The 16,605-nt window shown below is 67.8% G+C and carries 29 protein-coding genes; 1 reads left to right on the top strand and 28 read right to left on the bottom strand.

Features of this window, described 5'->3' with window-relative positions:
- Positions 1-246 precede the first annotated feature (246 nt).
- On the top strand, positions 247-999 hold the full coding sequence (locus AB0J06_RS23965; RefSeq protein WP_357431508.1) for a hypothetical protein: 753 nt from the start codon (positions 247-249) through the stop codon (positions 997-999).
- Positions 1,000-1,065: 66 nt separating this feature from the next.
- Here AB0J06_RS23965 and truA read toward each other — a convergent pair whose 3' ends face one another.
- The 28 genes from truA to rpsS form a co-directional block, all read right to left on the bottom strand.
- Positions 1,066-1,896: a tRNA pseudouridine(38-40) synthase TruA gene (gene truA, locus AB0J06_RS23960; RefSeq protein WP_357431506.1), complete on the bottom strand. Its 831-nt coding sequence runs from the start codon at positions 1,894-1,896 to the stop codon at positions 1,066-1,068.
- Positions 1,897-1,983: 87 nt separating this feature from the next.
- On the bottom strand, positions 1,984-2,553 hold the full coding sequence (gene rplQ, locus AB0J06_RS23955; protein WP_357431504.1) for a 50S ribosomal protein L17: 570 nt from the start codon (positions 2,551-2,553) through the stop codon (positions 1,984-1,986).
- A gap of 34 nt (positions 2,554-2,587) precedes the next feature.
- On the bottom strand, positions 2,588-3,610 hold the full coding sequence (locus AB0J06_RS23950; protein WP_357431502.1) for a DNA-directed RNA polymerase subunit alpha: 1,023 nt from the start codon (positions 3,608-3,610) through the stop codon (positions 2,588-2,590).
- A gap of 114 nt (positions 3,611-3,724) precedes the next feature.
- The gene (gene rpsD, locus AB0J06_RS23945; protein WP_357431500.1) at positions 3,725-4,351 is read right to left on the bottom strand and encodes a 30S ribosomal protein S4; all 627 of its coding nucleotides are present in this window, start codon (positions 4,349-4,351) and stop codon (positions 3,725-3,727) included.
- 17 nt (positions 4,352-4,368) lie between these two features.
- Positions 4,369-4,776, bottom strand: coding sequence for a 30S ribosomal protein S11 (rpsK, locus tag AB0J06_RS23940; protein WP_007073011.1), 408 nt, complete (start codon positions 4,774-4,776; stop codon positions 4,369-4,371).
- A gap of 17 nt (positions 4,777-4,793) precedes the next feature.
- Positions 4,794-5,174 (bottom strand): 30S ribosomal protein S13, encoded by a 381-nt coding sequence (gene rpsM, locus AB0J06_RS23935; RefSeq protein WP_357431498.1) that lies wholly within the window; start codon positions 5,172-5,174, stop codon positions 4,794-4,796.
- Positions 5,175-5,386: 212 nt separating this feature from the next.
- Complete coding sequence (rpmJ, locus tag AB0J06_RS23930; protein ID WP_357431497.1) at positions 5,387-5,500, bottom strand: 50S ribosomal protein L36; 114 nt, start codon at positions 5,498-5,500, stop codon at positions 5,387-5,389.
- A 93-nt stretch (positions 5,501-5,593) separates the two neighbouring features.
- Positions 5,594-5,815: a translation initiation factor IF-1 gene (gene infA / locus AB0J06_RS23925; RefSeq protein ID WP_007073013.1), complete on the bottom strand. Its 222-nt coding sequence runs from the start codon at positions 5,813-5,815 to the stop codon at positions 5,594-5,596.
- A gap of 218 nt (positions 5,816-6,033) precedes the next feature.
- Positions 6,034-6,585, bottom strand: coding sequence for a DUF1707 domain-containing protein (locus AB0J06_RS23920; protein ID WP_357431495.1), 552 nt, complete (start codon positions 6,583-6,585; stop codon positions 6,034-6,036).
- Positions 6,586-6,634: 49 nt separating this feature from the next.
- The gene (gene map, locus AB0J06_RS23915; protein WP_357431493.1) at positions 6,635-7,483 is read right to left on the bottom strand and encodes a type I methionyl aminopeptidase; all 849 of its coding nucleotides are present in this window, start codon (positions 7,481-7,483) and stop codon (positions 6,635-6,637) included.
- A 98-nt stretch (positions 7,484-7,581) separates the two neighbouring features.
- Positions 7,582-8,235 (bottom strand): adenylate kinase, encoded by a 654-nt coding sequence (locus AB0J06_RS23910; RefSeq protein WP_357431491.1) that lies wholly within the window; start codon positions 8,233-8,235, stop codon positions 7,582-7,584.
- Positions 8,236-9,567 carry a preprotein translocase subunit SecY gene (secY, locus tag AB0J06_RS23905; protein ID WP_357431489.1) on the bottom strand — a complete coding sequence of 444 codons (1,332 nt, stop codon included), beginning with the start codon at positions 9,565-9,567 and terminating at the stop codon, positions 8,236-8,238. It abuts the gene before it with no gap.
- Between the two features lie 232 nt (positions 9,568-9,799).
- Positions 9,800-10,243, bottom strand: a complete 444-nt coding sequence (gene rplO / locus AB0J06_RS23900; protein ID WP_357431487.1) for a 50S ribosomal protein L15 — start codon at positions 10,241-10,243, stop codon at positions 9,800-9,802.
- Entirely contained in the window at positions 10,243-10,425 is a 183-nt protein-coding gene (gene rpmD / locus AB0J06_RS23895) for a 50S ribosomal protein L30 (RefSeq protein WP_357431485.1), read from the bottom strand. Before rpmD ends, rplO begins: the two co-directional genes overlap by 1 nt.
- 2 nt (positions 10,426-10,427) lie before the next feature.
- Positions 10,428-11,042: a 30S ribosomal protein S5 gene (gene rpsE, locus AB0J06_RS23890; protein WP_357431483.1), complete on the bottom strand. Its 615-nt coding sequence runs from the start codon at positions 11,040-11,042 to the stop codon at positions 10,428-10,430.
- A 30-nt stretch (positions 11,043-11,072) separates the two neighbouring features.
- The gene (gene rplR / locus AB0J06_RS23885) at positions 11,073-11,450 is read right to left on the bottom strand and encodes a 50S ribosomal protein L18 (protein WP_357431514.1); all 378 of its coding nucleotides are present in this window, start codon (positions 11,448-11,450) and stop codon (positions 11,073-11,075) included.
- An 8-nt stretch (positions 11,451-11,458) separates the two neighbouring features.
- Positions 11,459-12,001: a 50S ribosomal protein L6 gene (gene rplF, locus AB0J06_RS23880; protein WP_357431481.1), complete on the bottom strand. Its 543-nt coding sequence runs from the start codon at positions 11,999-12,001 to the stop codon at positions 11,459-11,461.
- A gap of 16 nt (positions 12,002-12,017) precedes the next feature.
- Positions 12,018-12,425 carry a 30S ribosomal protein S8 gene (rpsH, locus tag AB0J06_RS23875; RefSeq protein ID WP_357431479.1) on the bottom strand — a complete coding sequence of 136 codons (408 nt, stop codon included), beginning with the start codon at positions 12,423-12,425 and terminating at the stop codon, positions 12,018-12,020.
- Between the two features lie 63 nt (positions 12,426-12,488).
- A complete protein-coding gene (locus AB0J06_RS23870) occupies positions 12,489-12,674 on the bottom strand; it encodes a type Z 30S ribosomal protein S14 (RefSeq protein WP_007465272.1) in 186 nt (61 codons plus the stop codon).
- Between the two features lie 4 nt (positions 12,675-12,678).
- Positions 12,679-13,248, bottom strand: a complete 570-nt coding sequence (gene rplE, locus AB0J06_RS23865; RefSeq protein WP_357431477.1) for a 50S ribosomal protein L5 — start codon at positions 13,246-13,248, stop codon at positions 12,679-12,681.
- On the bottom strand, positions 13,248-13,568 hold the full coding sequence (gene rplX, locus AB0J06_RS23860) for a 50S ribosomal protein L24 (protein ID WP_357431512.1): 321 nt from the start codon (positions 13,566-13,568) through the stop codon (positions 13,248-13,250). The genes rplE and rplX overlap by 1 nt, the downstream gene beginning before the upstream one ends.
- Entirely contained in the window at positions 13,565-13,933 is a 369-nt protein-coding gene (gene rplN / locus AB0J06_RS23855; protein WP_203836400.1) for a 50S ribosomal protein L14, read from the bottom strand. The genes rplX and rplN overlap by 4 nt, the downstream gene beginning before the upstream one ends.
- A 61-nt stretch (positions 13,934-13,994) precedes the next feature.
- Positions 13,995-14,267, bottom strand: coding sequence for a 30S ribosomal protein S17 (rpsQ, locus tag AB0J06_RS23850; protein ID WP_357431475.1), 273 nt, complete (start codon positions 14,265-14,267; stop codon positions 13,995-13,997).
- Positions 14,264-14,500 (bottom strand): 50S ribosomal protein L29, encoded by a 237-nt coding sequence (gene rpmC / locus AB0J06_RS23845; RefSeq protein WP_357431473.1) that lies wholly within the window; start codon positions 14,498-14,500, stop codon positions 14,264-14,266. Before rpmC ends, rpsQ begins: the two co-directional genes overlap by 4 nt.
- Complete coding sequence (gene rplP, locus AB0J06_RS23840) at positions 14,500-14,925, bottom strand: 50S ribosomal protein L16 (protein WP_357431471.1); 426 nt, start codon at positions 14,923-14,925, stop codon at positions 14,500-14,502. The genes rpmC and rplP overlap by 1 nt, the downstream gene beginning before the upstream one ends.
- A gap of 5 nt (positions 14,926-14,930) precedes the next feature.
- On the bottom strand, positions 14,931-15,803 hold the full coding sequence (gene rpsC, locus AB0J06_RS23835; RefSeq protein ID WP_357431469.1) for a 30S ribosomal protein S3: 873 nt from the start codon (positions 15,801-15,803) through the stop codon (positions 14,931-14,933).
- On the bottom strand, positions 15,803-16,282 hold the full coding sequence (rplV, locus tag AB0J06_RS23830) for a 50S ribosomal protein L22 (RefSeq protein ID WP_357431467.1): 480 nt from the start codon (positions 16,280-16,282) through the stop codon (positions 15,803-15,805). The genes rpsC and rplV overlap by 1 nt, the downstream gene beginning before the upstream one ends.
- A gap of 36 nt (positions 16,283-16,318) precedes the next feature.
- A complete protein-coding gene (rpsS, locus tag AB0J06_RS23825; protein ID WP_067359615.1) occupies positions 16,319-16,600 on the bottom strand; it encodes a 30S ribosomal protein S19 in 282 nt (93 codons plus the stop codon).
- Positions 16,601-16,605: the final 5 nt, after the last annotated feature.

The raw sequence follows: 16,605 nt of genomic DNA, 5'->3' as shown, positions 1-16,605 counted from the left end.
GCGAACCGGCACAAGGCCGTCACCCGGCTCGGCCAGTGTCTGCCCGGGTCGCGGCCGTACGCGCGAACGCGCTGCACACGTTCACCGCCCGGCCCGCCCGCCACCGACGCGACGCCACGGCCACCGGCCGCACCCGGCCGTGCGCTTCCGCCCACTCCGCCGCCCGGAGCGGCGCCCGCTCCCGCTCGCGGTCCGGCAGCGCCCACGGGGATCGGTGGCACCGGATCCGATGCACCGACCGCGCTCGTGGACGACTCGAACAAGCGGCGCTTGCAGTTGCTGATCGGCGGGTTGGGAGTCCTGGTCCTGCTCGCGGTCTGTGGACTCAGCTCCTATTTCATCGTCGCCGACGAGCGGAAGGGACGGGAGGCGCGGGCGGCCGCTGCCGCACCCGCGCCCACCGCGGTCCCCCGCGACATCAGTTCCCGAGCCATCGACTCCGCGCCGTTGACGGTGAAGGAGGTCTTCCCCGGCCCGCAGATCGTGATCAATCCCAAGGAAGCGCCCTACAAGGTGCTCAAGACCCAGGACGTCAAGAACTGCAAGACGGCCACGGCGGGCGAGATCAGCACCCTGCTCACCGAATTGGGCTGTAGCCAGGTCGTACGGGGCACGTTGCGGTCACCAGACGGCGCCTACCTGGTGACGGCCGGCGTGTTCAACCTGGAGGACGTGGCCGGCGCCGAGTGGGCGCACGAGAAGATCAAGCCGCTGGTCGACGACGAGAAGGGCCGCTTCCAGGGGCTGATCGCCGGCAAGGGGACCGAGGCGGTCGCACTCTCCTCCGCCCAGGTCGGCTGGCACGTACGCGGGCACTACCTCGTCTACTGCGTCATCGCACGCGCCGACAGCAAACCGATCGCCGACGCCGACCCGTACGGGCGGCAGATCCTCTTCGACATGATCGAGCTGCACCTGCGCGGCGTGGTGCTGGAGAAGCGGGCCACGGTCCCGGTCGGCCAGGGAGCGGTAGCCCCGGCGCCCACCGCAGCCGGCTGAGCCTCTGCGGCGGCCACCCGAGTGCGGCCGGCTGGGTCCTCGCGACCCATCCGGTCCGGGGGGGGGTCAGGAGGCGGCGGGCAGCCGAAGCCGGCGGGTGGCCTCAGCACGGCGCGCGAACTCCGCCGGTTCGGTGGGATAACCGACCTCGACCAACGTCAGCCCATGAGCCGGCGCGACGGTCACCTCGCTCGACCGCTCCCGGAGGGTGAGCAGCCCGGCCGCCCATTCGACCGGCCGCCGCCCATCGCCCGCGGCCAGCATCGCTCCGACCAGACTTCGCACCATCGCCTGGCAGAAGGCGTCGGCCTGTACGGTGGCCACCAGAGTGCCGTCCGGATCCCGCCGCCAGTCGAGGCGGGTGATCGCGCGGATGGTGGTGGCGTGCTCCTTGCGCCTGCAGTACGCGGCGAAGTCGTGCTCCCCGACCAGACCGGCCGCGGCGGCGTTCAGCGCGGCGAGCTCGAGCGGACGCGGCCAGGCCAGCGTGTCATACCGGCGCAGCGGCTCGGCGCCGTGCCGCGCATCGGTCACCCGGTATTCGTAGCGCCGGAACGTCGCCGAGAACCGGGCGTCGAACTCGGCGGGAACCTCGGTGACGGCCCGCACCCGGACATCGGGCGGCAGAAGCCCGGCGAGCCGGCGTACGAGCGAATCCTGGAGCTCCCGCCATCCGGCTGCCGCGACGTCGACGTGGCAGACCTGTCCGGTCGCATGCACCCCGGCGTCCGTCCGCCCGGCCACGGTCAGCCCGGTCACCTGCCCGACGCCAACGACGCGGGTCAGCATCTCGGTGATCACGCCGGCGACCGTACGGCGGTCGGGCTGGGCGGCCCAACCGGAGAAGTCGGTGCCGTCGTACGCGACGTCCAGCCGTACCCGCGTCGCTGCTTCCACGTCGTACTCCCGGAGATGGGGCGGGCCCGGCGCCCCCTTCAGGGGTGCCGGGCCCAGTGTGTATCGGTTGGACAGATGCCTGTGAACTCAGGCGTTCGTGTCCTCGCCCTCGGCCTTCGTGCCCGGCCCCTCGGCGTTCTTCTCACCCGACGCCGAGACCGGAGCCTCCGCGTCCTGGTCCGCCGCGCCGCTGCCGGCCGGCGTCTCCTCGGGCGCGAGCGCCTCGACCTTGTCCTGCTGCGCCGCCTTGCGGGCGGCGGTCTTCTTCGCCGCCTTCGCGGGGGCCGGCGTCGCGACGACCAGCTCCTCGACCAGCTCGATGATCGCCATCGGAGCGGCGTCACCCTTGCGCGGACCGATCTTCACGATCCGGGTGTAGCCGCCGGTGCGGTTGGCGTACCGCGGCGCGATCTGGTCGAACAGCGAGTAGACCACGTCCTTGTCCCGCACGACGCCGAGAACCCGGCGACGCGCGTGCAGGTCACCGCGCTTGGCCTTGGTGATGAGCTGCTCCGCGAAGGGACGCAGGCGCTTGGCCTTCGTCTCGGTCGTGGTGATCTTGCCGTGCTGGAACAGCGCGGTGGCCAGGTTGGCCAGCATCAGCCGCTCGTGCGCGGGGCTGCCGCCGAGGCGGGGGCCCTTGGTGGGCGTGGGCATTGTTGGTGCTCCTCAAATGTGGCGGCAGCCGGCCTTACAGCTGCTCGGTCTCGCGGTAGTCGTCGGTGTCGTAGTCCACCTCGCCGAAGGAGTCCACGACGTGTGCCGGGTCGAAGTTGGGAGCGGAGTCCTTCAGCCCCAGACCCATCCCGGCGAGCTTCATCTTGACCTCGTCGATCGACTTCTGACCGAAATTCCTTATATCCAGAAGGTCGGCCTCCGTCCGCCCGATCAGCTCACCAACGGTGTTGATGCCCTCCCGCTTGAGGCAGTTGTAGGAGCGCACCGTCAGGTCCAGCTCCTCGATCGGCAGCGCCAGATCGGCGGCGAGCTGCGCGTCCTGCGGCGACGGGCCGATGTCGATCCCCTCGGCGGTCTCGTCCAGCTCGCGGGCCAGCCCGAAAAGCTCGACGAGGGTGGAGCCGGCCGAGGCCAGCGCCGTACGGGGGCCGATCGACGGCTTGGTCTCGACGTCGATGATCAGCCGGTCGAAGTCCGTGCGCTGCTCGACACGGGTCGCCTCGACGCGGTAGGTCACCTTGAGCACGGGCGAGTAGATCGAGTCGACCGGGATGCGGCCGATCTCGGCGCCCGCCTGCTTGTTCTGCGAGGCGCTGACGTAGCCCCGGCCCCGCTCGACGGTCAGCTCCATGTCGAGCCGGCCCTTGCCGTTCAGGGTCGCCAGCTTCAGGTCCGCGTTGTGCACCGAGACACCGGCCGGGGGCTGGATGTCACCGGCGGTCACGTCGCCCGGGCCCTGCTTGCGCAGGTACATGCTGACCGGCTCGTCGTGCTCGGAGCTGACGCAGAGGTCCTTGACGTTCATGACCAGCTCGACCACGTCCTCCTTGACACCGGGGATCGTGGTGAACTCGTGCAGCACGCCGTCGATCTTGATGCTGGTGACGGCGGCGCCCGGGATCGAGCTGAGCAGGGTACGCCGCAGGGAGTTGCCGAGCGTGTAGCCGAAGCCCGGCTCGAGCGGCTCGATCGTGAACCGGGACCGGGTCTCGCTGATCGACTCCTCGGAGAGGGTCGGCCGCTGGGTGATGAGCATTTTTTCTCTTCTCTTTCGGGGCGCCCGCTATATGACACCCACTTGTTGATGCCCGGTCCGGGCTCGCTGGCGGCATCGTGCGCCCTGCCAGCGAGCCCGTCGCGGATATCAGAACTACTTGGAGTAGAGCTCGACGATCAGCTGCTCCTGGACCTGCGTGTCGATGACCTGCCGGGCCGGGAGCGAGTGCACGAGGATCTTCAGCTCGGTCGGGATCGCCTCCAGCCATGCCGGAACGGTCTTCGAGCCGGCCTCGGCCTGCGCCACGATGAAGGGCGTCAGTTCCTTGGACTTCGCGCGGACCTCGATGATGTCGTGCTCCTTCACGCGGTAAGAAGGGATGTCGACCTTCTTGCCGTTGACCGTGAAGTGGCCGTGCTTGACGACCTGGCGGGCCATGTCGCGGGACTTGGCGTAGCCAGCCCGGTAGACCACGTTGTCGAGCCGCGACTCGAGGATCTGCAGGAGGACCTCACCGGTCTTCGCCTGCTTGGCCACAGCTTCCTCGTAGTAACCGCGGAACTGCTTCTCGAGCACGCCGTAGACGCGACGCGCCTTCTGCTTCTCGCGGAGCTGGAGCAGGTACTCCGTCTCCTTGGTCCGGCCGCGCCCGTGCTGCCCCGGCGGGAACGGCCGGGACTCGAACGGGCACTTCGGACCATCACACTTGCTGCCCTTGAGGAACAGCTTCATCTTCTCCCGCCGGCAACGGCGGCAGTCAGCACCGGTATAACGAGCCATTGTGTTTTATCTACCTCTCAGACCCGGCGACGCTTTGGCGGACGGCACCCGTTGTGCGGCTGCGGCGTGACGTCGGAGATCTGCCCGACCTCGAGGCCGACGGCCTGCAGCGAACGGATGGCGGTCTCCCGGCCGGAGCCGGGGCCCTTGACGAACACGTCGACCTTGCGCATGCCGTGCTCCATGGCCCGACGCGCGGCGGCCTCTGCGGCGAGCTGCGCGGCGAACGGAGTCGACTTGCGGGAGCCCTTGAAGCCCACCTGGCCAGCGGAGGCCCAGGAGATGACTGCACCGGTCGGGTCGGTGATCGACACGATGGTGTTGTTGAAGGTGCTCTTGATGTGCGCCTGCCCGTGGGCGACGTTCTTGCGTTCCTTGCGCCGGACCTTCTTGACGGCGGCCCCTGCGCGAGCCTTCGGTGGCATAAGTCTCTGCGCTCCTATTACTTCCGGCCGGGCTTCTTCTTGCCGGCGACGGTCCGCTTCGGGCCCTTACGGGTACGCGCGTTGGTGCGCGTCCGCTGACCGCGCACGGGGAGGCCACGGCGGTGCCGGATCCCCTCGTAGCAACCGATCTCGACCTTGCGGCGGATGTCCGCGGCGACCTCGCGGCGCAGGTCGCCCTCTACCTTGTAGTTGCCCTCGATGTGATCGCGGAGCTGAACGAGCTCCTCGTCAGTGAGGTCCTTGGCGCGCTTGTTCGGGTCGATGCCGGTCGCGGCGAGCGTCTCGACCGCCCGAGTCCGGCCGAGCCCGAAAATGTAGGTGAGCGCGATCTCCATCCGCTTTTCGCGGGGGAGGTCCACGCCGACTAGACGAGCCATGTGCGGGCGTACTCCTCGTGGTCTTCTCACGGAGGTCTGGACCCGTCCCACCCCGACTGCCCTGCTCACCGGACGATTGGCGTCGACCGGAGAGACCTGACGGGCCCCGGCCTCCGACCGGGGGTCAGCCACGAAGACGCGCAACGCGATGCGCTCCGCCGCTCGTGGCTGGGACGAGTATGTGCTGTTGTGCGGGACCTGCCGCCCGGGTATCAGCCCTGGCGCTGCTTGTGGCGCGGGTCGGCGCAGATGACCATGACCCGACCGTGCCGCCGGATGACCCGGCAGTTGTTGCAGATCCGCTTGACGCTCGGCTTGACCTTCACGGTTTGCCTTACTTCTCATCTGGGCCCGGCATCGCGCTATCGCGATCTCGGACCGTGAAGACGAACACGGGACGCCCCGCCGTCGTCAGGTGGTTACTTGTAGCGGTAGACGATGCGCCCGCGGGTCAGGTCGTACGGCGAAAGCTCCACCACGACCCGGTCCTCGGGCAGGATGCGGATGTAGTGCTGCCGCATCTTGCCGCTGATGTGAGCCAGCACCTTGTGGCCGTTCGCGAGCTCCACCCGGAACATGGCGTTCGGGAGAGGCTCGATGACCCGACCTTCAATCTCGATGGCCCCGTCTTTTTTCGGCATGTCCTCCGCTGTCCTGACGTCGGTTTCTCGGGATCGGCTCACAACGTCTTTCACGGACGGAGACCGTCCGTGCCAGCCGCGGCTCCGACAGCCACCGAAGCGCAGGGCAGGCATGCCGGAGTGGACGCTGTGCGCCGATCAGCCAGTGTACGCGCGCGCGGGCATCGACGCCAAACCAGGTTCCGCAGGCCGGATCAGATCGGACGAAAGCCACTATATCAGTCGTCGTCTCCCGGGCCGGACCCCGTCACCGCGCGCCTGTCGGCCTTCTCCTGCTCCTTACGCGCCCGCTTCGCCGCCCACTTCTGCGGCTCCCCGCTCATCAGGCCGCTGATGGTGGAGACCAGCAGGACCGCCCCCCACGGCCCGGCCACCCAGCCCGGCCAGAAGTAGACGAGGTCCCGCGACATCACACAGACGACCGCCCAGATCGCCACCGTGATGCCGACCGTGCCGAGATAGCCGCTCCAGTTCTCCGCCAACCAACGGCGGGTCGCCTGCGGATTGCGACCGTCCGGCCCCACAAGCAGCCCGGACCGCGCCGTCACACCGGTGACCGGCGCCAGCTGCGCCCGCTCCGCCGGGACAGTGCCGGGCAGATCCGTGAGAAGCACGTCCAGCTCGCCGTACGTCCTGGCCGCGTACGCCCGCTGCAGCCGGTCGTCGTATTCGTGCAGATCCAGCCGGCCCTCGTTCACCGCGACCCGGAGCTGCTCCGCGACCGCCTCCCGATCGGCGTCAGCCGCCCGTAACTCGTCACGCCGGTCCATAGCCAAGAGGATGCCACCGGCGCACCAGTGCAGCTGATCAAGGAGGAGTTCAGATTTCCGACGCGGCGGGCTGCCGCCCGGTGACCAGATCACCGAGGCGGGCGCGGCCGCCGTCCGCGGCGGTCAGCACCCAGACACCGTCGTCGAGCAACGCGATCGAGTGCTCCACATGAACGGCGACGGACCCGTCCCGGGTCACCACCGTCCAGCCGTCCGCCAGCTCCTCGGTCTTCGGCGAGCCGAGCGTGATCATCGGCTCGATGGCCAGCGCCATGCCCGGCACCAACTGCGGGCCCTTGCCGGGCCGTCCGTAGTTGAGCACGTGCGGGTCCTGATGCATCTCGGTACCGATGCCGTGCCCGCCGTACCCCTCGACGATGCCGTACCGGCCACCCTTCTTGACGGCGGACTCGACGGCGTACGAGATGTCGGTCAGCCGGCCCCGCCCGCTCGCGGTTCCGCGCGCGGCGGCCTCGATCCCGGCCCACATCGCGTCCTCCGCCACCGTCGCCATCTTCAGCAACTCCGGACGGACCTCGCCGACGGCGACCGTGATCGCCGCATCGCCGTGCCAGCCGTCGAGCACCGCCCCGCAGTCGATCGAGATCAGGTCGCCCTCGCTCAGCACCTGCCGCGGCGATGGGATGGCGTGGACGATCTGCTCGTTGACCGAGGAACAGATCGACGCCGGGTAGCCGTGGTAGCCCATGAACGACGGAACACCACCGGCGTCCCGGATGACCGATTCCGCGATCGCATCGAGGTCGGCGGTCGAGACGCCGGGCGCGACCGCATCGCGCATCCGAGCCAGTGCCGCCGCGACGACGAGCCCCGCGGCCCGCATCTTCTCGAACTGGTCGGGAGTTTTCAGCTGAATGTCGAGTTGGTGACGGCGCATGCCGTTTTACCTTTCGGTTGCGGGGCGCGCCCAGACGCTCCTCGCGCTCGCACTGTCGACGGTCGAGCTGCGTGCGCTACTCGCGCACGCAGCCGAGCCTATCCGCCGTACGACCGCAGTGCGTCGATAGCCCGGACGGTGACGTCCTCCACCGGACCGGTGGCGTCGATCCCGACCAGCTTGCCCTGCGCGCCGTAGTAGTCGACCAGGGGCGAGGTCTTCTCCGCGTACTCGACCAGCCGCTTCGCGATCGTCTCGGCCTTGTCGTCGTCGCGCTGGAAGAGCTCCGCGCCGCAGCGGTCGCAGATCCCCTCTCGGGCCGGCGCGTCGAACTCGACGTGCCAGATCTTCCCGCAGCCACGGCAGGTGCGCCGGCCGGAGAGGCGCCGGATCACCTCGTCGTCGTCGACGACCAACTCCAGCACCAGGTCGAGCGCGGTGCCGAGGTCAGCCAGGAGCTTGTCCAGCGCCGCCGCCTGGGGCGTCGTGCGCGGGAAGCCGTCGAGGAGGAACCCGTCGCCCGCGTCCGGCTCGGCGAGCCGTTCGCGCACCATGTTGATGGTGACCTCGTCGGGCACCAGCTTGCCGGCGTCCATGTAGCGCTTGGCCTCCACTCCCAGAGGCGTGCCCTGGGAGACGTTGGCCCGGAAGATGTCCCCGGTCGAGATTTTCGGCACGGCCAGGTGAGCGGCGATGAACTCGGCCTGCGTCCCCTTCCCCGCCCCGGGGGGACCCACCAGTACGAGCCTCATCTACCGAAGGAACCCTTCGTAGTTCCGCTGCATCAGTTGGCTCTCGATCTGCTTCACCGTCTCCAGACCGACACCGACCATGATGAGCACCGCGGTGCCACCGAACGGGAAGTTCTGGTACTGCTGGTTGTCCAGCCAGATGAAGAAGAAGTTCGGCAGGATCGAAACGAGACCCAGGTACAGCGCGCCGGGAAGGGTGATCCGGCTCAGGATGAAGTCGAGGTACTCCGCGGTCGGCTTGCCGGGCCGGATGCCCGGCACGAAACCGCCGTACTTCTTCATGTTGTCCGCGACCTCGGTCGGATTGAACGTGATCGAGACGTAGAAGTACGTGAAGAAAATGATCATCAGGAAGTAGACCGAGATGTAGATCGGGCTGCTCGGGTTGGCGAGGTTGTTGGAAACCCACGCCTGTACGTCGCCCGGGTTGTTCTGGTCGAAGAACTGCAGCGCGAGCTGCGGCAGGTAGAGCAGCGACGAGGCGAAGATGACCGGGATGACACCCGCCTGGTTGACCTTCAGCGGGATGTACGTGGAGGTGCCGCCGTACATCTTCCGGCCGATCATCCGCTTCGCGTACTGCACCGGGATCCGCCGCTGGGCCTGCTCGATGAAGACCACCGCGGTGATGACCACCAGCACCAGCGCGAGCACCAGGAAGAACATGCCCCAGCCCTTGCTGGTCTTGATCGACCAGCCCTCGCTGGGGAGGCGGGCCGCGATCGAGGTGAAGATCAGGACGGACATGCCGTTGCCGACGCCCCGGTCGGTGATGAGCTCACCGAGCCACATCACCATGCCGGTGCCCGCGGTCATCGTGATGACGAGCGTGACCAGCGTGAGCCAGTTCGGCAGGCCGGTCCCCTCGGGGATGATCGGGAACTGGTCGCACATGCCCTGGAAGAGCTGCCCGGAGCGGGCCAGCGCCACGAACGCGGAGGCCTGCAGGATGCCCAGACCCAGCGTCAGGTAGCGGGTGTACTGGGTGATCTTCGCCTGACCGGCCTGACCCTCCTTGCGGAGCTGCTCCAACCGCGGAATGACCACGGTGAGCAGCTGCAGGATGATCGAGGCGGTGATGTAGGGCATGATGCCCAGCGCGAAGACCGACAGCTGCAGCAGCGCGCCGCCGGAGAAGAGGTTGAGCAGCGTGAAAACGCCGTTCTGCTCGCCCGACTGCATGACATCGATGCACTTCTGCACGTTGCCGTAGGAGACGCCCGGACTGGGCAGCGTCGCGCCAAGCCGGTAGACCGCGATGATGCCTACTGTAAACAGCAGCTTCTTGCGCAGGTCAGGCGTGCGGAACGCACTGAGAAAGGCGGAGAGCAACTTCTTCCTCCTGCGCGAGGCGGCCGCCGGAACTCACGGCGGGTCGGGGTGGGTGTCGGGGGAACGCCCGAACTCATGCTGGGATCGGACTCTAACAGTCGGGTGAGCGTCTGGGCAGGTGCGCCCTGGAACATACACCGGTCCCGATGTTAACGGGGCGAAAAGTCCCGTTGTACATCGTGGCGCCCGCCAGTTGGAGTCAACTGAGCGAGCGCCACGATGCCTGTGTTTCCTAGAGCTCGGTAACCGAGCCGCCAGCAGCGGCGATCTTCTCCTTGGCCGACGCGCTGAACGCGTGCGCCGACACCTGGAGCTTGACGCCACCGAGTTCGCCGGTGCCGAGGACCTTGACCGGCTGGCCCTTGCGGACCGCGCCGGCCTCGACCAGCTCCAGCGGACCAACCTCGCCGCCGTTCGGGAAGAGCTCGGCGAGCCGGTCCAGGTTGACGACCTGGAAAACGACCTTGAACCTGTTCTTGAAGCCCTTCAGCTTCGGCAGGCGCATGTGGAGGGGCATCTGCCCACCCTCGAACGCCGCCGAGATGTTCTTCCGGGCCTTCGAACCCTTGGTACCCCGACCGGCGGTCTTGCCCTTAGAGCCCTCACCGCGACCCACACGGGTCTTCGCGGTCTTCGAGCCGGGCGCCGGGCGGAGGTGGTGAACCTTGATCGTCATTACTCGACCTCCTCGACCTTCACGAGGTGGCTCACGGTGAAGATCATGCCCCGAATCTCGGGGCGGTCCTCCTTGACCACCACGTCGTTGATCCGCTTCAGGCCGAGCGAACGCAGCGACTCACGCTGGTTGTGCTTGGCCCCGATCTCGGACCGGAGCTGGGTGACCTTAAGACGCGCCATCGTCATGCCCCCGTACCCGCGCGGGACGCCAGCATGGCGGCCGGCGCGACATCCTCGACCGGCAGGCCACGCCGAGCGGCAACCGCCTCCGGGGACTCGAGAGCCCTCAGCGCGGCAACCGTGGCGTGCACGATGTTGATCGGGTTCGACGAGCCGAGGCTCTTCGAGAGCACGTCGTGGATGCCCACGCACTCCAGCACGGCACGCACCGGTCCACCCGCGATGACACCCGTACCGGCGCTGGCCGGCTTGAGCAGGACGACGCCGGCGGCGGCCTCGCCCAACACCGGGTGCGGAATCGACGCGGCGATCCGAGGCACCTTGAAGAAGTGCTTCTTGGCCTCCTCGACACCCTTGGCGATCGCCGCGGGCACCTCCTTGGCCTTGCCGTAGCCCACGCCGACGGTGCCGTCGCCATCGCCCACGATCACGAGAGCGGTGAAGCTGAAGCGACGACCGCCCTTCACGACCTTGGCGACACGGTTGATCGCAACGACCCGCTCGATGTGCGGGGTCTTCTCGACGGGCGCGTTGCCGCGGCCGCCCTCACGGCGGTTGTCGCGGCGACCACCTTCGCTGCCACCGGACCCGCCGCCACGGCGCTGTTGACCTGGCATCAGCAGCCTTCCTTCCTTTTCGTGACGGGGTTAGAAATCGAGCCCGGCTTCGCGGGCGGCGTCGGCAAGCGCGGCGATCCGCCCCGCGTACCGGTTGCCACCGCGGTCGAAGACGACCTTGGAAACGCCAGCGGCCTTGGCCCGCTCGGCGAGCAGGGCGCCCACCTTGCCGGCCAGCGCGCTCTTGTTGCCCTCGCCGTTGCGCAGCGAGACGTCCAGGGTCGACGCCGACGCCAGGGTGTGCCCCTTGGTGTCGTCGACGATCTGGGCCGTGATGTGCCGCAGCGAACGGGTAACGACCAGGCGGGGACGCTCTGCGGTCCCGCTGACGTTCTTACGCACCCGGAAGTGCCGACGTGCCCGCCCGACGGCGCGCTTGGCGGCGACGCCGCGACGGCGCTTGAGCAGCGTGGCGGTCACTTCTTACCTGCCTTTCCAGCCTTGCGGCGGATGACCTCGCCCTGGTACTTGACGCCCTTGCCCTTGTAGGGCTCCGGCGGGCGGATCTTCCGGATGTTGGCGGCGATCTCACCGACCTGCTGCTTGTCGATGCCGGCCACGTGGAACAGGGTCGGCCGCTCCACCGTGAAGGTGATGCCGGCCGGGGCCTGCACCAGAACCGGGTGCGAGAACCCGAGCGCGAACTCGAGGTCGGTGCCCTTGGCGGTGACCCGGTAACCCGTGCCTGCGATCTCCAGGGTCTTACGGTACCCCTCGGTAACGCCGACGATCATGTTGGCGACCAGGGTGCGCGAAAGACCGTGCAGCTCCTTGGCCCGCCGCTCGTCGTTCGGGCGGTTGACGTGCAGCTGGCCGTCATCCCCCCGCTCGGCGGTGATCGGCTCGGCGAGGACGTGCATGAGCTCGCCCTTGGGGCCCTTTACCTTGACGGTCTGGCCGTCGATCGTGATGTCGACTCCGGACGGTACCGGGATCGACTTACGTCCAATACGCGACATTTCTACCAGTCTCCCGTTACCAGACGAAGGCGAGGACTTCCCCGCCAACGCTCCGCTTGCGGGCCTGCCGGTCGGTGAGCAGCCCCTGGGACGTCGAAATGATCGCCACGCCCAGCCCGCCGAGCACGCGCGGGAGCCCATCCGACTTGGCGTACACCCGGAGACCGGGCTTGGACACGCGCTTGATGCCGGCCAGGCTCCGCTCGCGGTTCTGGCCGTACTTCAGCTCGACGACCAGTCGCTTGCCGACGGCGCCCTCAGCGGGCTCCTCGACCGACCAGGTGGCGATGTAGCCCTCGGCCTTGAGAACCTCGGCGATGTTCGCCTTGATCTTCGAGTAGGGCATGGTCACCCGGTCGTGGTACGCCTGGTTGGCGTTACGCAGACGCGTGAGCATGTCTGCGATCGGGTCGGTCATCGTCATGGGTTTTGTCAGCCTTTCTCGCCGGGGTTCCCAGGCTGGCCCGGGCCTACGGCGAAGAGAGTGTTACCAGGAAGCCTTGGACACGCCGGGCAGCTCACCGCGGTGGGCCATCTCCCGGATACACACCCGGCAGAGCCCGAACTTGCGGTAGACCGCCTTCGGCCGCCCGCACCGCTGGCAGCGGGTGTACGCGCGCACCGAGAACTTCGGCTTCGCGGCCGCCTTGATGATCAGCGCCTTCTTAGCCATTCGCTCAGTTCTCCTTGAACGGGAAGCCCAGGAGCTTGAGCAGCGCCCGGCCCTCGTCGTCGGTCGTGGCGGTCGTGACCACCGTGATGTCCATGCCCCGTGTGCGATCGATCCGGTCCTGGTCGATCTCGTGGAACACCGACTGCTCGGTCAGACCGAACGTGTAGTTGCCGTGACCGTCGAGCTTCCGCGCGTCCAGCCCGCGGAAGTCGCGGATACGGGGCAGCGCGATCGACAGCAGCCGGTCGAGGAACTCCCACATCCGGTCGCCCCGGAGGGTGACCTTCGCGCCGATCGGCATTCCCTCGCGGAGCTTGAACTGCGCGATGGACTTGGTCGCCCGCCGCACCTGCGGCTTCTGACCGGTGATCGTGGCCAGATCCCGGACGGCGCCGTCGATCAACTTCGCGTCGCGAGCAGCCTCGCCGACACCCATGTTGACGACGATCTTCACAAGGCCCGGCACCTGCATCGGGTTGCCGTACTTGTACTGCTCGCGCAGCTTCGCCACGATCTCGTTGCGGTACCGCTGCTTGAGGCGCGGCAGGGTCTTCGTTTCGGTAGCCGAGGTCATCACAGGTCCTTACCGGTGCTGCGCGCGATGCGGACCTTCTGGCCACTCTCGTCGAACCGGTACCCGACGCGGGTCGGGTTGCCGTCGGAGTCCAGGAGCTGCACGTTCGAGACGTGAATCGGAGCCTCCTGGGTGACGATGCCACCGGTCTTCGCGCCGCGCTGGGTGGTACGGATGCGTTCGTGCTTCTTGACCCGGTTCACGCCTTCGACGAGGACCTTGTCCTGCCGCGGGTAGGCCGCAATGACCTTACCCTTGGCACCCTTGTCCTTACCGGCGATGACGACGACCGTGTCGCCCTTCTTCACCTTCACGGTCAGAGCACCTCCGGCGCCAAAGAAATGATCTTCATGAACCGCTTGTCCCGCAGCTCACGCCCGACCGGGCCGAAGATACGGGTACCGCGCGGGTCTCCACCGTCCTTGATGATGACGGCGGCGTTCTCGTCGAAGCGGATGTACGACCCGTCGGGCCGCCGCCGCTCCTTCGCGGTACGGACGATGACCGCCTTGACGACCTCGCCCTTCTTCACACCGGCACCCGGGATGGCGTCCTTGACGGTCGCCACGATCACGTCGCCGATGCCTGCGTAGCGCCGACCGGAGCCGCCGAGCACACGGATGCACAGGATTTCCCGGGCACCCGTGTTGTCGGCGACGCGCAGTCGCGACTCCTGCTGGATCACGTCTATCTCCTATGTCTGCCAGTTCTCCACCGCGGCGGAGCTTGGCGGAACGGTCGGCTGCTTACTTAGCCTTCTCGAGGATCTCCACGACCCGCCACCGCTTGGTGGCAGACAGCGGCCGGGTCTCCATGATCAGCACCCGGTCACCGAGGCCACACGCGTTCGGCTCGTCGTGCGCCTGCAGCTTCCTGGTACGGCGCATAACCTTGCCGTACAGCTTGTGCTTGACCCGGTCCTCGACCTCGACGATGACGGTCTTGTCCATCTTGTCGCTGACCACGAGACCTTCACGCGTCTTGCGCTGGGTCCGCGGCGCGGCATTCGTCTCACTCATGATGCAGTCACCTCAGTCGGCGCGGCCGAGAGGCCCAGCTCGCGCTCACGCATGATCGTGTAGATCCGGGCAATCTCCCGACGGATGATCTGCAGCCGGCGGTTGTTGTCCAACTGACCGGTTGCGGCCTGCACGCGGAGATTGAACAGCTCCGCCTTGGCCTCCCGCAGCTTCGCGATCAACTCCTCGTCGGAGATCTCACGCAGCTCGGTGGCCTTAACGCCCGCTGCCATCAGGCTTCACCCACTTCGCGTGTCACAATGCGGCATTTCATCGGGAGCTTGTGCATCGCGCGGCGCATTGCCTCGCGCGCGATCTGCTCGGTCGGGAAGGACATCTCGAAGAGGATCCGTCCCGGCTTGACGTTCGCAACCCACCACTCCGGCGAGCCCTTACCGGAACCCATGCGGGTTTCGGCCGGCTTCTTGGTCAGCGCCTGGTCCGGGAAGATCGTGATCCAGACCTTACCGCCACGCTTGATGTGACGGGTCATCGCAATACGCGCGGACTCGATCTGGCGGTTCGTCACGTACGCGGGCTCAAGCGCCTGGATACCGAACTCACCGAACACCACCCGGTTGCCACCCTTGGACGCGCCGTGGCGGTCCGGGTGGTGCGGCTTGCGGAAGCCCTTCGGGGGCTTACGCGGCATCAACATGGTGCTCAGCCCTCCTGCTGCTCGGCCGGCGCGGCGGTAGCCGGCGCGGCACTGCTGTTCGTCGGCTCCGCCGGGGCGGCAGCCTCGGCGGGTGCGCCGCCGGTCATCTCGGCGGCAGCCGCACGACCGGCCTCGGTGCCACCGGCGGTCGTGCCGGCGGAACCGGACCGACCGCGACGCGGCCGCTCGGGACGCTCCGCACGGTCACGGCGCGGACGCGCCGGGCCCGTCTCGGCCGGGGCTTCCCGACCGGGTACGGCGTCACCCTTGTAGATCCAGACCTTCACGCCGATGCGGCCGAAGGTGGTACGCGCCTCGAAGAAGCCGTAATCGATGTTGGCCCGCAGCGTGTGCAGCGGAACGCGACCCTCACGGTAGAACTCCGTGCGGCTCATCTCCGCACCGCCGAGACGGCCGGAGACCTGCACCCGGATGCCCTTGACGATCGAGTTCTTCATCGCCGACTGCATCGACTTGCGCATCGCCCGACGGAAGCTGACCCGGCTGGACAGCTGCTCGGCGACGCCCTGCGCGACGAGCTGAGCGTCCGACTCGGGGTTCTTCACCTCGAGAATGTTGAGCTGCACCTGCTTGCCGGTGAGCTTCTCCAGCTCGCCGCGGATCCGGTCCGCCTCCGCGCCCTTACGGCCGATGACGATGCCCGGACGGGCGGTGTGGATGTCAACCCGGACCCGGTCACGGGTGCGCTCGATGTCGACCTTCGAAATACCGGCGCGCTCCAGGCCCTTGGACATCATCCGGCGGATCTTGACGTCCTCGCCGATGTAGTCCTTGTAGAGCTTGTCCGCGAACCAGCGCGACTTCCAGTCGGTCGAGATGCCGAGCCGGAACCCGTGCGGGTGAACCTTCTGACCCATTACTCGGCACCCTCCGTCGTGCTCTGCTGTGCGCCCTCGGCCGGAGCGGCCGGAGCCGCCTTCTTGGCCTGAGCGCCCTTCTTCGCCGCGGTCGCCTTCTTCCCCTGCGCGTTCGGGGCAACCGCCTCGACCGCGATGGTGATGTGGCAGGTGCGCTTGCGGATGCGGTAGGCACGGCCCTGCGCCCGCGGCTGGAACCGCTTGAGCGTCGGACCCTCGTCGACGAACGCCTCGCTCACGAGCAACGCGTCGGGGTCAAGCCGCTCGTTGTTCTCCGCGTTGGCGATCGCGCTGGCGAGCACCTTGTACACCTGCTCGCTCGCTGCCTGCGGCGCGAACTGGAGCACCGTGAGCGCCTCCTTCGCGGGCAGGCCGCGGACGAGGTTGACCACCCGGCGCGCCTTGGTCGGCGAGATGCGCACGTGTCGCGCAATCGCCCGCGCGCCCGGAAGCACCGGAGCGTCGCCCTTAACTGGCATCGCTGTAACCCCTTGATCCTCTATCCGTGGCTCGCCTTAGCGGCGGCGGCTCTTCCGGTCGTCCTTCTCGTGACCCTTGAACGTGCGGGTCAGCGCGAACTCGCCGAGCTTGTGCCCGACCATCGCCTCGGTGACGAACACCGGGACGTGCTTACGCCCGTCGTGCACGGCGATCGTGTGCCCCAGCATGTCGGGGATGATCGTCGAGCGCCGCGACCAGGTCTTGATGACGTTCTTCGAGCCCTTTTCGTTCTGCGTCTCCACCTTTTTGAGCAGGTGGTCGTCGATGAACGGGCCCTTCTTCAGGCTGCGAGGCATATGTC

Origin of the sequence: Micromonospora sp. NPDC049679 (assembly GCF_040659735.1) — a bacterium.
Classification (GTDB): Bacteria; Actinomycetota; Actinomycetes; order Mycobacteriales; family Micromonosporaceae; genus Micromonospora_I.
The sequence above is the reverse complement of the archived record's forward strand: the minus strand, read 5'-3'. Positions and strand labels throughout refer to the sequence as shown.